Origin of the sequence: Epilithonimonas arachidiradicis, from assembly GCF_003610695.1 — a bacterium.
In the GTDB taxonomy this organism is placed as follows: Bacteria; Bacteroidota; Bacteroidia; order Flavobacteriales; family Weeksellaceae; genus Epilithonimonas; species Epilithonimonas arachidiradicis.
Window position 1 is genome coordinate 173861 of the sequence record NZ_RAQH01000003.1, and the last position, 15186, is coordinate 189046.

The window sequence follows — 15186 nt, forward strand, 5'->3', positions numbered from 1 at the left end:
TAAATTAATAGATTTTCGGATTCCAGTTTTTAGGAATTTTCGGCGTGATGTCATATTTAACATAAAAATCCTGAATCTCCTGCATAATCTCCTCGTAAGGAAGCGTTTCCAATTTTTCGTAGGGAATCTGATAGCCGAGATTAATGGTTTTTCTTTTGTAATCGCCACCAGCCAAAACTATCGGAACTTTCGCTGCCAGAGCCATATTGTAAAATCCTTTTCTCCACTTCGGAACCCAGCTTCTGGTACCTTCCGGCGTAATCACAAGACTGAAATCATCTTTTTTAAATTCATTCGCTACAAAATTGACCAAATCATTTTTCTGACTGCGGTCAATCCCGATGCCGCCAATGCCTTTTACGATCCATCCGTAGAAAGGATTTTTGGTATGTGCGTCTTTGATGATGATTTTAAGTTTTTTGTTCAGCGCCCAGTAGGCGAGATTTCCCAACAGATATTCGCTGTTATGCGTGTGCGGGGCAACGACAAGGATGCATCTGTCCAGATTATCGACATCGCCCTGAAGTACAATCTTCCAGCCGATAAGTTTAAGAATTAGTTTCGCAAAGAGTTTTTTCATACGAGGCTTTTATTATTGAATTGCCGAATGAGATTACAAAAGTGAATCCACAAAAAAAGTACAGCCATAACGGCTATACTTTACAAATTTACAAAATATGTTTATTTATTAAGAAATATAAAAAATTATATTCTTTGGCTGTCTAAAAAAGGTTGCTGATGAAATCTACAATCTTGATGGCGATTTCTAAAACTAATTGTATCATTTTTGAGGTTTTGGTGTTTAGATTTTATTTAAGTAACAAATTTAATAAAATTTTTGTTCCATCCTGATTTTCAAGGTTAAAGTTTTATTAAAGTATCAATTTATTTTCGGATAAATCACGGCTGTTGTCAAATCGATGGGGTTGTAATTCTTGGCAATGAAATCCTGCATCACTTTTGCCATATCTTTGAACTGATCCTTGCTGGTAATTTTCTTTCCGCCAACCTGAAATGTTCCCGGTGGCACATCATCAAATTTTTCTCTCAGTTCCTTCATCGGGTCATTGTAAAACTGAAGCATCATTTTATGCAGATCTACAATTTTCACATTCAATGGTTTTTTCCCTCCGAAACTTTCCAGGAAATCTGATGTATCATAAGTTTTTTCCAGTTTTTGGCTTTTTACCAATTTGAAAATGAAATTATCTCTACTGTCATTCAGCTCGAATATTAATCCAGGCAACCCACGGAATTTGTAAGGACCTTCGGAGATGTTGATGTCTTTGCAAAACCACGCTGTCCAATGTCTTCCTCCAAAATTCGTCGTTGCTTTCTGAAGTGTGTACTGTCCAGAAGTTTTGGTTTCGTTCTCCAGTTTCCAGTCCATTTTATCGTCGGTGGTGTAAGAGAAGTAATCCATCATCATCTCGTAATTCGTATTCTGATAAGAATTTTTGTTTCTCTTTACAGCGGGTGTTCCGTTCCAGTTATAATTTCTGCCACCTTTCTTGTTCAGGGAATCATTGATGATGTTTTCGTAATGGTAGAACTTTACATCTTTCGGATTGATGTCCAATGCCATATTAACATTTCTGTAATTGGTAGAAGACGAGTCCGGCTTGAATTGGTATTCGTAAATGAAGCGGTGTGTTTGGGCTTTTGATAGAGTGGTGAGCAATATCAAGAGTAAAAAAGTATAGATTTTCATATTAATTTTCGTGATCTTGTTTTAAGGGAACTAGGAGAAAAGCGGAAGCCCGAAGACTTTTGGTCCGCTTTTCAACTAATCCACTCTCAATTTTTAGTTAGTTTTAATATGGATTTCTTTTTTGCCATCTTTGATATTGATGTTCATATCCTTGAAGCTCTTTTTCACCTGCTGATCAATTTTCATTCTTTCTAAAACGACATCCGCAGAATCTTTAGAATAATTTTTCCCATTGATTTTTACCGAGTCACTGTCATCGGAATTATATTCGATAGTCGTCCCGTTGATGTTGATTTTGTTTTTCTCAACAGTGATTCCATTGCTATTATGGTTGTCATCTTCGTGGTCGTCTTCATTTTGTCCATCATCGCCACGGGTGCTGACTTCGTATTCCTTTTCATTGATTACTTTCATTCTGGTAGGAACTACCAATTCATAATCTAATCTGTAATCTCTGAATCTGTATTCATAAGGATATTCGAAATAGTTGGGAAGAAAAATTCTGTTACCTCTGATTTCTACAGGAACCTTCATCTTAAGAGGCTGGTTGTAGCCGTCTGCTTCTTTTTTCACGATGAGATAAGGTGTTTTGATGTCATCTTTTCTTGTGATTTCTACATTCGGCCAGTCTTTTTTATAGATGGTAGCTTTATCAGAATAGATTCTTCCAAAATAAGCTTTGAAATTCTCAGGAATTGCTACCTTCTTGCTGTCAAGGTAAATGGTGTCATTTGGAGCTGCAATTGAGATATTTTCATAATCTTCATTTTCGCCGCTGTATCGGAAGTTGAAGCTTGATGCGCTCGCCGCCAAAACTCCGATAAGAATAATCCAGATGATTCCCAATGTTCCAAGAACCGGCCCAACATAATTGAATTTTGACTTTGGAGAGAATAATTTGATTGATAATAATAAAAATGCTACTCCGAAGATGATTGTTGGCAAAGCTGCAATAGCAAGTAGTAAGTAACCAAGATTGTTTTCTTCCAGGTAGAATCCAAGATTATTGTCCATCCCGAATTTGTCAGAACCGTAAGCAAACATCATTGCAAACAATCCGATGAAACATCCAGCTGCCATCAATGCTAGCAAAATAGCAAGACAATATTTCAGAACTTTCAGGAAAGAGTCTCCTGCAGAACCTATTTTCGGACGATTCTCGTTATAGATTTCTCCTGCTCTTGTTGTTGTCTCATTGGCAAACTGCACTATTTTGCTGGATTCTTCCTTTAAGTTATCGAAGTTTAATGGTTTTCCTTTCATCTTCAAAAAGTCAGAAGCTGATTCTGCTTTTGGTAAAACTGCCCAAAGGATGAAATACAAAATCACAACTAAGAAAGATGAACCTGGCGCAACCCAAAGGAACAAAAATGCACCAACCCAAATTAGTCGCATCCAAGTGATATCCATTCCGAAATAAGCGGCTAAGCCTGCGCAAACTCCGGCAATTTTTTGTCTTTCCGGATCACGGAACAGCTGTTTCTGAGAATTGCTGCTGTAGCTGCTGTAACTTGTAGAAGATTTTGATTTATTTTGTTTTCCTTCAGAGAAATAAGCTTCTTCCTGCTCATCAATTTGTTCAGGTGTTCCGATTTGAGCAATTACTTTTTCAACATCAGAATCATTGATAACTTCTCTTTTGGCAAGTACTTCTTTGAAAATCTCGACCATTCGGATTTCAATATCGTGCATTACTTCATCTGCTTCCTGAGCATCCAGAGAATTCCTCAAGGCGTTCAGGTAATCGCTGAGCTTGATATAAGCGTGTTCATCTATCATAAAAGAGAACCCTGCGAGTGCTATAGATAATGTCTTGTTCATAGTATTAATTTTGAGAGTGAGAGTTTGTTGTAATTTGGTTCACAGAGTCTGTCAGTTCCTGCCAGGTGGTTTGTAATTCTGCGAGGAAGAGACTTCCTTTTTCAGTGATCTGATAATACTTTCTTGGCGGTCCGCTTGTAGATTCTTCCCATCTGTAAGCGAGAAATTCGCCGTTTTTCAATCTTGTGAGGAGAGGATAAAGAGTTCCTTCCACTACATCCAGTTTTCCTTTTTTGAGAGATTCTATCAGGTCAGAAACATACATTTCGCGTTGTTGAATCAGACTCAAAATACAGAATTCCAGAATTCCTTTACGCATTTGCGCCTTTGTGTTTTCCGTATTCATATTAATTGTTTGGTTTAATCGGTTAATGTAAAGTCTAATGTCGTTTGTTTTTTATTCGACTTCGAATCTGCTTCTCTAACTTTACATTGCAAAGATATATAAACAAAATGGTATTATGCAATACAAAGTAGTAAATATTTTTAAATATTTAATTTAAGTTATTGATTGTCAGCAGTAAAATTTTTATGATAAAAATTAAAGATGGTGAATAAATCTAACATTGCAATAGCAAATGAACTTTTAAACAAATTGAATTCGGACGTTTAAACAAAATTGATGATGAATTTCTGTTCTAATTTTGCTTCAATAAAATATTAAAACAATGAACAATTACCAAGGAGCATTACAAAAGCCAATCAATTCCGGCTTCAATGCAAAATCAACAACAGAAGAGGTTATCAAAGGAATCAGTCTCGAAGGAAAAATCGCTATTGTAACCGGCGGAAATTCAGGAATCGGTTTAGAAACAGTCAAAAGTTTGGCGAAAGCTGGCGCAAAAGTTATCGTTCCCGCAAGAGATATCGAAAAAGCAAAACGAAATCTCGATGGAATTCCTAATGTTGAATTGGAAGAGTTAGATTTAGCCAATCCAAATTCGATTGACACTTTTGCCGAAAAGTTTTTAAAATCAGAAAGACCACTTCATTTGCTAATTAATAATGCGGGAATAATGTGGGTGCCGCTTCGCAGAGACAGTCGCGGTTTCGAATCGCAATTGACAGTCAATTATCTGGCCCATTTTCAGCTAACAGCAAGATTATGGCCAGCATTGAAACAGGCAAACGGCGCAAGGATAGTAAATGTATCTTCAGGCGGACATCAATTCTCTGATTTTAATTTTGAAGACCCGAATTTTCTCAATCGAGAATACGAAACATTGCTTGGTTATGGACAATCAAAAACTGCAGTCAATCTTTTCTCGCTGGAATTGGATAATCGAGCAAAAGAATTCAATGTGAGAAGTTACGCATTATGTCCGGGCGCAGTCGGCGGAACAGAATTAGGGAGAGAAGCACCTTTGGACTTATTTCAAAAGTTAGGTTATGTGGATTCAGAAGGGAATTTGTTGCCGGAAGTTAAAGCTTCTCTTAAAACCATTTCTCAGGGTGCTGCAACCACAGTCTGGTGCGCTACAAGTCCAGTGCTTAATAATTTGGGAGGCGTTTATTGTGAAAATGTTGATGTTGCGGAGTTGAGTTCCGATGTGAAAATTATCGGTGGAATCAAAACATATTCTCTGGATGAAAGCAACGCCAAAAGATTATGGAAATTGAGCGAAGAAATGACGGGAATTCCATTTGACATCAATTGATATTCGTAACTTTGTGTTAGAAGCATTATGGATTATCAAGTTAATTATATCAACCCTGAAATCAAACTTTCCAGTTACGAAGGGAAGTTGTTCAAAACCGAAGCAGCATTTGAAGACCATTTTTTGGTTTGGCTGATTTCGGGCGAAACTAAAATTATCCAGGCAGACGAAAGTTTTATTTTCAGTGCAGGAAGCACTTTTTTGATTCCAAGAAACCAGTTGGCGACCATTATCAACTATCCGAAAGATGGATTGCCTCACAAAGCTGTTGCAATGCATCTGTCATCAAAAAGACTCCGTGAATTCTACAGTAACAATCAATTAAAATCAAAAAGTCCAACAGATAAAATTATCAGTTTCGAGAAACATCCTTTATTGGAAAGCTGTTTGAATTCGTTGATCCCGTATTTTGAGATGCAAAATAATTTCCCGGAAAATATTGCCTCACTGAAAATTAACGAAGCGATTAATATTCTCAGAACAATTGACGAAAATATTGATGCTGTTCTTAATAATTTTGATGAACCGGGAAAAATTGATCTGGTAACTTTTATGGAAAAGAATTTTATGTTCAATATGCCGCTGGAGAAATTCGGATATCTCACGGGTCGCAGTTTGACGACTTTCAAACGTGATTTTTATAAGGCCTTCAATTCCACACCACAAAGGTGGCTCACGAGAAAACGTCTGGAATTAGCCCATTATGAAATTGCCGAGAAACATAAAAAACCGGTAGATGTCTATTTCGAAACCGGATTTGAAAATCTGTCCCATTTTTCTTTTGCTTTCAAAAAACAGTTTGGATATGCGCTGACAAGGCTTGTGTCAAATATGCAATAAAATTCAAAAAATATTGAATAAATATTTGCAAACGTAAAAAGTTTTCATACTTTCGTTAAAGATTTACAAAATAATGAATTTCATTTTCACAACAACAACGTCTACATCAACAACTACAACATCTGTAAGTTGCAGGAAGGTGCGTTTGTGAATTTGAATAAACAATCATAAAAAAAGCCTTTCTGACTTCAGAAAGGCTTTTTTTCATTTCTAAATAATAACAAATGAAAATATTAAAATTCGGAGGAACTTCGGTTGGAAGTGTAGAAGCATTAAGGAATGTCAAATTAATTGTTGAAAAAGAATTTAGCAAAAACGAACCTTTAATCATCGTCTGTTCCGCTTTATCAGGAATAACCAATGCGCTTTTATCATCGTCAGAAGAAGCCTTGAAGCAAAACGATTTTTCTGAAATCCTGAAATCTGCGGAAGAAAAACACTATCAGCTCATCTCAGCATTATTACCAAGAACTGCTCAGAATCCATTGTTAATGATGGTAAAAGTAAGTTTCAATGAAATTGAGGATATTTTATTCAGTGTGAAAAATTTGGGTGAGTTATCAAACAGGATCAAAGATAGATTGCTTTCCTATGGGGAACAAATGTCGAGCAAAATTGTCGCAGCTTTTCTGCAATCTGAAAGTTTTCCAGCGATTTTCCAAGATTCCAGAGAATTGATTGTAACGGATTCTCACTTTGGAAATGCCAACATTGATTACAAAACTACCAACGAAAATCTAAAGAACTGGAAACCGGTAAATCAAATTTATGTCGTGACAGGTTTTATCGCCAAAGACAAAAATGATGACACAACAACTTTGGGTAGAGGTGGTTCGGATTACACCGCAGCGATTTTAGGTTCGGGTTTAAAAGCTGTTGAGATCCAGATTTGGACCGATGTAGACGGTTTTCTGACTGCGGATCCAAGATTGGTAAAGAATGCATTTTCTCAATCGCAATTGAGTTATCAGGAAGCGATGGAGATGTCGTATTTTGGCGCAAAGGTGATTTATCCGCCAACGATGATTCCGGCTATCGAAAGTCAGATTCCTATTTATATCAAAAATACTTTCCAGCCGGAAAATGCAGGAACTTTGATTCATCAGAAATCTGAAGTTTCAAAAGGTTTAATCAAAGGAATTGTGTCTATCGAAAAAACTTGTCTCATCAATATTACCGGAAACGGAATGATTGGAATGAAGGGTTTTAGTGGAAGATTGTTCAATGTTTTAGCGCGCTATGACGTGAATGTTATTCTCATTACACAGGCAAGTTCGGAACATAGCATTTCGTTTGTTGTTTCTTTGGATGATGAGAAAAAAGCGGAAAAAGCCATCCGGGAAGAGTTTGAATTTGAATTGAATTCCAATAAAATCGACGAGCCACAGTTCGATAATGAACTCAGTATTATTTCTGTCGTTGGCGAGAATATGAAAAAAACAAGAGGAATCAGTGGTAAATTTTTCAGTGCTTTGGGTAAGAACGGAATCAATATTATTGCGATTGCACAAGGATCTTCGGAGCTTAATATTTCTGCGGTGATTGAAAGAAATGAATTGTCTAAAGCTTTGAATGTTGTTCACGATTCGTTGTTGCTTTCTCCGGTTAAAACCTTCAATGCGATGTTTGCAGGAACTGGAAATATCGGCAAAGAATTGTTCCGACAATTGGCAAGAGAACAGAAAAATCTTGAAGAAAATCATCAGATTAAAATCAATGTTGTAGGAATTACCAACAGTCGTGAAATGAAAATTTTTGATAATCCTGAATCTGTTTTCCATTTGGATGGTTTTGGAACAAATCCGCAAAAAGCAAACCTTGAAGAATTTATAAACTTAGTTTCATACAAAAACTTACCGAATTTGGTTTTTGTGGATAATACTTCTAGTGAAGATGTTGTCGCAGAATATCCGTTATTATTTAACAATAATATTTCTATTGTGACTTGTAATAAAAAAGGAAATTCTTCTTCTTACGAGCAATACAGTAAGTTCAAAAGGTTAGCGAAAAAGAATAACGTCAGTTTCTTTTATGAGACTAATGTTGGAGCCGGACTTCCAATCATCAAAACCTTAAATGACCTTTGGATTTCCGGTGACGAAATCCTGAAAATCGAAGCCATTCTGTCAGGAACGATTTCTTATATTTTTAATAATTATGTTGGAGATAAAACTTTTGCTGAGGTTGTAAGAACAGCCCAAGAATTAGGTTATACAGAACCAGACCCAAGAGACGATTTGAACGGAATGGATTTCTCCAGAAAAATGCTGATTCTCGGAAGAGAAATTGGTTTGCCGTTGGAAATGTCGGATGTTAATATCAAAGATTTTCTTCCGGATGCTTGTCTCAAAGCTGAATCCATTCCTGCTTTTTACGAAGAACTGGAAAGACACGAACCTTACTTTTCATCGTTCAAAAACGAAGCTGAAAATTCCGGCAGAAAATTGAGATTAATCGGCGTTCTCGAAGATGGAAAAATTAACATCGAAGTTCAGATTGTTGATGCTGATCATCCATTTTTTGGATTGTCAGGAAGCGATAATATTATCTCGTTCACAACTTCCAGGTACAAAAATACGCCGCTGGTAGTGAAAGGCCCTGGCGCGGGCGCAGAAGTGACGGCTGCAGGCGTTTTTGCAGATTTGGTAAGAGTTACAGCGCAATAATAGTTGTTAATGATTAATTTTCAACAGCAATCAATTAACAATTTACCATTAACAATTAATAATTAAAAAATGGACTCTATAAAAGTTTTTGCTCCGGCTACGGTCGCTAACGTTGTTTGTGGCTACGATATTCTTGGCTTTGCAATAGAAGAACCGGGCGATGAAATTATTCTAAGAAAGAACTATTCCAATCAAATCATTATTACAAAAATCGAGGGCGATAATGGGAAACTTCCAAAAGACCCAGAGAAAAATGTCGTTTCGCACGTCATTAAATTATTCTTAGAAAAAATAAATTCTAATCAAGGGATTGATATTGAATTATATAAAAAAATGCCACTCAATAGCGGAATGGGTTCCAGCGCTGCGAGTAGTGTTGCAGCTTTGGTTGCCATTAACGAATTAATGGGGAAACCATTTTCTAAAGAAGAATTACTTCCTCTCGCAATGGAAGGCGAGCGAATTGCCTGCGGAAATGCCCACGCCGACAATGTTGCGCCTGCACTTTTGGGAGGTTTGGTTTTGGTAAGAAGTTACGAACCTTTGGACGCGCTCAAATTACCTTATCCAAAAGATTTGTCGGTGGTTTCCGTTCATCCGCACGTGGATGTTCCGACTGGCGAGGCTAGGAAAATCATCAAAGAAAGAATCAGTCTCAAATCTGCGGTTCAGCAATGGGGAAATGTCGCAGGTTTGGTTGCTGGATTTTGCACTAACAATTTGGATTTGGTCAGTCGAAGTATGGAAGATGTCATCATAGAGCCTGTTCGTGCGATGCTCATTCCGTATTTTTATGAGATGAAACAGCTGGCTTTGGACAACGGAGCGATTGGTTTTGGGATTTCGGGTTCTGGTCCTTCGGTTTTTGCTTTGTGTGGAAAAAAGGAAATTGCGGAAGAAATTTCATTGAAAATAAAAGAATTACTCAATCAAAAAAATATCGAAAGCGAGGCATTTGTTACAAAAATTAATGATTACGGCGCAAGAGTTCTTTAAACCACAAAGGCACAAAGGTTTTCACAAAGGTCACAACGAATTATTATTTTCTGTATTTCAGTAATTATCTGGCTTATTTAGAATCAAACTGGTGTTCTTTGTGAAAAAAAAATTGTGAACCTTGTGGTTAAAATATCTAACTTATCGAATAATAATGAAATACATATCAACAAGACAACAAGAAGAAACCAATATAAAAACCGCCATCCTAAAAGGTTTAGCAGATGACGGTGGACTTTTTATGCCAGAATATATTCCGCAATTGGACTCAGGATTTTTTGAAAGTTTACCCAATCTAACGTTGCAGGAAATCGGTTTTCGAGTAGCGAAAGAATTTCTCGGTGAATCTATTTCAGATGAAAACTTAAAAGAAATCATAGATGAGGTTTTAAACTTCGAAATTCCTGTTATGAAAATTTCTGAGAATATCTATTCATTAGAATTATTTCACGGTCCTACAATGGCTTTCAAGGATGTGGGCGCGAGATTTATGGCAAGAATGATGTCTTATTTCTCGGAAGGAAAACCGATGAAAGTCATTGCTGCAACCTCTGGTGACACGGGAAGTGCGGTTGCTTCAGGATTTTTCGGAGTGCGGGGAATCGAGGTTTATATTCTTTATCCAAAAGGAAAAGTGAGTCCGTTGCAGGAAAAACAATTGACAACTTGGGGTGGAAATATCAAAGCTTTAGAAATCGACGGAACATTTGACGATTGCCAGGCTTTGGCAAAACAAATTTTGTCTGATGAAGAACTGAATCAAAAATTCACTTTGACATCAGCGAACAGTATTAATATTGCGAGACTGATTCCGCAATCGTTTTATTATTTCTGGGCTTATGCTCAATTACAAAAATTAGGAAAAGCAATTGTGTTTTCAGTTCCGAGTGGGAATTTTGGAAACCTGACAGCCGGACTTTTTGCCAAGAAAATGGGATTGCCAATTCACCAATTCATTGCTTCAACCAACGAGAACGATGTTGTTCCAAAGTTCTTAGAAACAGGAAATTACCAACCAAAACCTTCCAAACAAACCATTAGTAATGCAATGGATGTCGGGAATCCAAGCAATTTTGAAAGGATGAAAAGCTTATTCAGTAATGACGTTTCAGAATTCAGAAAAGAGATTGTTTCTTATTCTTTTTCGGATGAAGAGACAAAAAATACAATGCGAAAAGTGAAGAAAGACTTTAATTATACACTTGATCCACACGGAGCTGTTGCTTATCTTGGATTGGAGAATCTTCGACAAGCTCTGAGTGACAATATAAGTGAAAATTTTGTTGGGATTTTATTAGAAACCGCTCACCCGGCGAAGTTTGTGGAAGTAGTGGAAGAGGTTCTGAAAGAGAAAGTTATAATCCCGGAAAAACTGGAAGCATTTAACAAAAAAGAAAAACAATCCTTAGAATTTTCTGTTGATTTTGAATCTTTGAAAATTTATCTGATGGAAGAGAAGTGATAATTTTTTGATTTACAGTTTTTAATCCGAAAAATAATCCTATCTTTGCACCCGAATTACATAATAATTATTAAAACAATATTGGAATGTATCTAACAACAGAAAAAAAAGCAGAAATTTTCGCAAAACACGGTAAATCTGCACAAGACACAGGAAGCGCTGAAGGACAAGTTGCTCTATTTACTTTTAGAATTAACCACCTTTCTCAGCACTTAAAAGCTAACCACAAAGATTTCGCTACAGAAAAATCTCTTGTAAAATTGGTAGGGAAGAGAAAAGCTCTTCTTGATTATTTGAAAAATAAAGATATCAATAGATATAGAGCGATTATCGCAGAATTAGGAATCAGAAAATAATTCCAAATTCAGGTAAAACAAAAAAGCAACTCAATCTGGGTTGCTTTTTTTATTTTACGGTTTTGTAGATCACGCCTTTGTTATTCTCATCAAAATCGAATTCTCTTTCAAAATTAAATCCTATTTTTTCAAGAACTTTAATTGAGGCCAAGTTTTCTTTCATTGCTCTGCCAACGATTGTTTTCAAATTTAAAGTTTCAAATCCATAATCAATACAAGCTTTTGCACTTTCTGTTGCGAAACCTTTGTTCCAATGTTCCTCAAAAAATCTAAATCCAATATCGGTTTCATCCAGATTTTTATCATACTTTAAACCGCACCAACCGAGAAATTCATTACTTGATTTTTCAATCACAGCCCATCTTCCAAAACCATTGAGTTTATAATCCGGATAATTCTCAAGAAATTCTTTGGCTTCATCAATATTTTTAAAAGCAGAATTTCCTGTGTATTTTATCACATTTGGATTAAGGTTTAGTTTGTAGAATTTCTCTGCATCATCAAGGTTTAATTCTCTTAGTAAAAGTCTTTTGGTTTGTAGAATTTCTTTCATTTGGTTTTTGTTGATTCAATTTTCAAATCTAATTAAAAAGCAACTCAATCGAGTTGCTTTTGTTGTAATTAAATATCTTGTCTTATTTTAGATTTTTTCTATCTCTATCGAACTCAATTTGTGCAGTTATAAAATTCGTAAATTTTCTAACAAATTTAGGATTATAATTCATTATACTAAATGCTTTATCATATTTTGATTTGTATTGCTCTGAGTCATTAAGGTAGACTGTTTCTGGAATTAATTTTCCATTTTTAAATCCAGCTTGATATTCCTCCATAGTAACACCAGAAAAATCAGATGAATGTCCAACTATAAAATTTTTATCTATTAAATTTATTTTCCTTAATAGATTGAGAATTAAATTATCATCTTGATTATTCTCAAATTCTTCAATAAAAAATTCAATTTCAAATCCGTCTATATCTAACGGGAAAGTGATTAAATCTCTTACTTGAAAGAAAATTACATTATCAGGAATAGTTATCTTTTCGTTTGTTACAATAAAGCTGTAATCCATATTTTTAGTGTAAACGTTTTAAATTAACTAAGCTTCCGCAACCTCAGATTTCCGAGAATCCTTAAACAGAAAATAAACCCCAACCAAACTCAACAAAATAAACAAGCCAAAACTTACCAAAGAGAATAATTTTCCTTTTTCGATAACGGCAGGTTCAAATTTCATTTCTATTTTATGCTTTCCCGCAGGAACGTAAAGCGCTCTCAAAAGATAATTCGCTTTGATGTAATCCACTTTGTTTCCGTCCAGATAAACATTCCAGCCGTGCGGATAATAAACTTCTGAAAATACTGCTAATTGAGGTGTTTTAGATGAAGATTCAAAAGATAATTCGTTAGGCTGGTAAGTTTTCAGATCCAAATAAGCGGTTGAGTCTTTTGCCAGATTTTTACCATTGAAATAAGCTTTGTCATCCTTCGAAATGACAGCAATAGTCTTGGTGTCAACATTTCCGGTTTCGTTCAGTTCTTCGTTTGGGTTATTCACGAATTTGATATCAAAAACAAACCAAGCATTTCCGTTGGCGTCTGGATTAGGTGTAATTTCCGGTTTTTGCTGGTCACCTACTAAGAAATATTTGGTGTTCAGCATATTCAGGATTCTAACCGTTTTCACCTGGTCAGTAGTTGAGAAATATTTGTTGATAAGGTCATCGTATCGTCTCAATTTCACGGCGTGATAACCACCGATTGAAGATTTGAAATAAGACGTATTCGTTTCACTGAAAGTAGATAGAATATTATTGAAAATCCTGTAATGGTCTTTGTCTTTTTCAGCAATTGTTTGCAACGCTTTGTTAACTTCAGTCTGTTGCAAAAGACTTTGAACAAAAGAATCGTTCCCAGCTTTGCTCATCAGATATTCCGAATTTTCGGTCTGGAATGGATAATCAGCAAAAGTTTTATCGACGAAGTTATCATCGTTCAAATAACGTCTGTTAACGGTCCAAAGGTCGAACAAACTCACGAATCCGATAATTAATAAAACAATATTGACATTCAGTTTTTTCTTTAATCCTAAAAACAAAGCGCCCGCTGTTATTAAAACATAAATAATGGCTTTGATAGCGTCAGCCTGGAACATTGATACTCTTTCGCTCACTAAATAATCCAGCAAAAATGGCGGAAGATAAGTTTTCTCATTGGCTGTGTAGAAGCCTAAAATTCCTTTCCCGAAAACCAATAAAATCAACGTGATTCCGAGAACCGTTCCCGAAACATAAAGCAAGATTTTCTTTTTGTATTCTTCTGCCAGCTTTTCATCAGTAAAGAATTTATATAATCCGAGTATCGCAATCAGTGGGAACAAAAACTCGACAACCACCAAGATAGAAGATGGTGCACGGAATTTATTATACATCGGAATATAATCAATAAAAAAGTCCGTAAGAACTGAGAAATTGCTTCCCCAAGCTAATAAAATTGTCAAAATCGATGCCCCTAAAATCCAATATCTGTATTTTTTTCCGGCAAAGAAAAAGCCTAAAACTGCCAGAAAACAGACAACCGCACCTTGGTAAGCCGGACCGGAAGTACTCGGTTGGTCGCCCCAATAAGTCAGGCTTCCGAAGCCTTTCATCATCATTTCGTATTCCTGTTGAGATTTGATATTTTCCTGAGCCAATTCCTGCACTTTTTCCATCATTTTGTCAGAACCTGGTTCCTGGCTTCCACCGCCCATTAATCTCGGAATGAATAAGTTAAGGGTTTCCAGTTTTCCGTAGCTCCACATCGTGATGCTTTCTTTGTCCATTCCGGATTTTCCGGCAGTGTGAGAACTTGTGTTAAGGATTTGTTTTCCACGAACGGTTTCTTTCACATATTCTGCATTGGCCATTATTCTTTGGGAATTCATTCCAACACCGATGATTACTGCTAATCCGACCAATCCGGACGAAATCAAGAAATGTTTCCATTCAATTTTTCCTTTGAAAGCTCTTATCAATTCGGATAGGAATAAGAATCCTAATCCAAGGAACAGATAATAAGTCATCTGTGGGTGATTCGCACAAATCTGTAAACCAGCGAAAAGCGCTGTAACAATGAATCCGAGAATGTATTTTTTCCTGAAATAAACCAGAATAATCCCGGCTAAAAGTGGTGCGAAATAAGCAATCGTATGAACTTTCCCATTATGTCCGGCCGCAATAATAATGTAGAAATAAGTCGATAATCCAAAGAATGTTGCGCCTAATAAAGCATATTTCCAATTACGAACCGCAACCATTCCTAAAAAGAAAAATCCGGCAAACAATAAGAATAAATAATTGGCGGGTTTTGGAAGAAACAAAAACAGATCATCAATTTTTTTGATGACATCACCACGGAATTGTGCTCCTGTTTGATAAGTCGGCATTCCGCCAAACATTGCATCGCTCCAATAGGTTTCTTTATCGTTATTCGCACGGTATTGCAACAGCTCTTCTGCGCCACCTTTGTAAAATACGATATCGTGCTGCATCAATCGTTTTCCTGAAATCACAGGATTGGCATAAATCACCGCCAGCAAAATGAATAGGACAAGACTTGCAAGAACGAATATTAGATTTTTGTTGTTTTTGAACATAATTTATTTTGTTTGAAACCCCTTCAGAGTTCCAAACT

General features: G+C 36.1%; 13 protein-coding genes. 6 read left to right on the plus strand and 7 right to left on the minus strand.

The annotated features are described in order from the left end of the window. Positions 1-4 precede the first annotated feature (4 nt). From BXY58_RS06700 to BXY58_RS06715, 4 genes are all read right to left on the minus strand, one after another. Positions 5-580 (minus strand): 1-acyl-sn-glycerol-3-phosphate acyltransferase, encoded by a 576-nt coding sequence (locus BXY58_RS06700; RefSeq protein WP_120213046.1) that lies wholly within the window; start codon positions 578-580, stop codon positions 5-7. 300 nt (positions 581-880) lie between these two features. Continuing rightward, positions 881-1711, minus strand: coding sequence for a GLPGLI family protein (locus tag BXY58_RS06705; RefSeq protein WP_120213047.1), 831 nt, complete (start codon positions 1709-1711; stop codon positions 881-883). 93 nt (positions 1712-1804) lie between these two features. Continuing rightward, positions 1805-3532: a PspC domain-containing protein gene (locus BXY58_RS06710; protein ID WP_120213048.1), complete on the minus strand. Its 1728-nt coding sequence runs from the start codon at positions 3530-3532 to the stop codon at positions 1805-1807. 4 nt (positions 3533-3536) lie between these two features. Then, complete coding sequence (locus BXY58_RS06715; RefSeq protein WP_120213049.1) at positions 3537-3878, minus strand: PadR family transcriptional regulator; 342 nt, start codon at positions 3876-3878, stop codon at positions 3537-3539. Between the two features lie 322 nt (positions 3879-4200). On the opposite strand from BXY58_RS06715, the gene BXY58_RS06720 reads away from it, so the two are divergent. The 6 genes from BXY58_RS06720 (at position 4201) to rpsO (ending at position 11510) form a co-directional block, all read left to right on the plus strand. Next, on the plus strand, positions 4201-5190 hold the full coding sequence (locus BXY58_RS06720; protein WP_120213050.1) for an SDR family NAD(P)-dependent oxidoreductase: 990 nt from the start codon (positions 4201-4203) through the stop codon (positions 5188-5190). A 27-nt stretch (positions 5191-5217) separates the two neighbouring features. Then, on the plus strand, positions 5218-6030 hold the full coding sequence (locus BXY58_RS06725; protein ID WP_120213051.1) for a helix-turn-helix domain-containing protein: 813 nt from the start codon (positions 5218-5220) through the stop codon (positions 6028-6030). Between the two features lie 224 nt (positions 6031-6254). After that, positions 6255-8696: a bifunctional aspartate kinase/homoserine dehydrogenase I gene (thrA, locus tag BXY58_RS06730; protein ID WP_120213052.1), complete on the plus strand. Its 2442-nt coding sequence runs from the start codon at positions 6255-6257 to the stop codon at positions 8694-8696. A gap of 69 nt (positions 8697-8765) precedes the next feature. Beyond that, positions 8766-9692 carry a homoserine kinase gene (locus BXY58_RS06735; protein ID WP_120213053.1) on the plus strand — a complete coding sequence of 309 codons (927 nt, stop codon included), beginning with the start codon at positions 8766-8768 and terminating at the stop codon, positions 9690-9692. A gap of 154 nt (positions 9693-9846) precedes the next feature. Further along, on the plus strand, positions 9847-11154 hold the full coding sequence (thrC, locus tag BXY58_RS06740) for a threonine synthase (protein ID WP_120213054.1): 1308 nt from the start codon (positions 9847-9849) through the stop codon (positions 11152-11154). An 86-nt stretch (positions 11155-11240) separates the two neighbouring features. Next, a complete protein-coding gene (rpsO, locus tag BXY58_RS06745; protein WP_120213055.1) occupies positions 11241-11510 on the plus strand; it encodes a 30S ribosomal protein S15 in 270 nt (89 codons plus the stop codon). Between the two features lie 49 nt (positions 11511-11559). On the opposite strand, the gene BXY58_RS06750 is transcribed toward rpsO, so the two are convergent. The 3 genes from BXY58_RS06750 to BXY58_RS06760 all read right to left on the minus strand — a co-directional run bounded on the left by BXY58_RS06750 (position 11560) and on the right by BXY58_RS06760 (position 15148). Then, the gene (locus BXY58_RS06750; protein WP_120213056.1) at positions 11560-12063 is read right to left on the minus strand and encodes a GNAT family N-acetyltransferase; all 504 of its coding nucleotides are present in this window, start codon (positions 12061-12063) and stop codon (positions 11560-11562) included. Between the two features lie 82 nt (positions 12064-12145). Further along, positions 12146-12583 (minus strand): hypothetical protein, encoded by a 438-nt coding sequence (locus BXY58_RS06755; protein ID WP_120213057.1) that lies wholly within the window; start codon positions 12581-12583, stop codon positions 12146-12148. A 27-nt stretch (positions 12584-12610) separates the two neighbouring features. Next, a complete protein-coding gene (locus tag BXY58_RS06760) occupies positions 12611-15148 on the minus strand; it encodes a YfhO family protein (protein ID WP_120213058.1) in 2538 nt (845 codons plus the stop codon). Between the last annotated feature and the right edge of the window lie 38 nt (positions 15149-15186).

Excerpts from the sequence above, each read along its gene's own strand:
- BXY58_RS06700 (WP_120213046.1), bottom strand. The coding sequence starts at position 580 with ATGAAAAAACTCTTTGCGAAACTAATTCTTAAACTTATCGGCTGGAAG.
- BXY58_RS06705 (WP_120213047.1), bottom strand. The coding sequence starts at position 1,711 with ATGAAAATCTATACTTTTTTACTCTTGATATTGCTCACCACTCTATCA.
- BXY58_RS06710 (WP_120213048.1), bottom strand. The coding sequence starts at position 3,532 with ATGAACAAGACATTATCTATAGCACTCGCAGGGTTCTCTTTTATGATA.
- BXY58_RS06715 (WP_120213049.1), bottom strand. The coding sequence starts at position 3,878 with ATGAATACGGAAAACACAAAGGCGCAAATGCGTAAAGGAATTCTGGAA.
- BXY58_RS06720 (WP_120213050.1), top strand. The coding sequence starts at position 4,201 with ATGAACAATTACCAAGGAGCATTACAAAAGCCAATCAATTCCGGCTTC.
- BXY58_RS06725 (WP_120213051.1), top strand. The coding sequence starts at position 5,218 with ATGGATTATCAAGTTAATTATATCAACCCTGAAATCAAACTTTCCAGT.
- thrA (WP_120213052.1), top strand. The coding sequence starts at position 6,255 with ATGAAAATATTAAAATTCGGAGGAACTTCGGTTGGAAGTGTAGAAGCA.
- BXY58_RS06735 (WP_120213053.1), top strand. The coding sequence starts at position 8,766 with ATGGACTCTATAAAAGTTTTTGCTCCGGCTACGGTCGCTAACGTTGTT.
- thrC (WP_120213054.1), top strand. The coding sequence starts at position 9,847 with ATGAAATACATATCAACAAGACAACAAGAAGAAACCAATATAAAAACC.
- rpsO (WP_120213055.1), top strand. The coding sequence starts at position 11,241 with ATGTATCTAACAACAGAAAAAAAAGCAGAAATTTTCGCAAAACACGGT.
- BXY58_RS06750 (WP_120213056.1), bottom strand. The coding sequence starts at position 12,063 with ATGAAAGAAATTCTACAAACCAAAAGACTTTTACTAAGAGAATTAAAC.
- BXY58_RS06755 (WP_120213057.1), bottom strand. The coding sequence starts at position 12,583 with ATGGATTACAGCTTTATTGTAACAAACGAAAAGATAACTATTCCTGAT.
- BXY58_RS06760 (WP_120213058.1), bottom strand. The coding sequence starts at position 15,148 with ATGTTCAAAAACAACAAAAATCTAATATTCGTTCTTGCAAGTCTTGTC.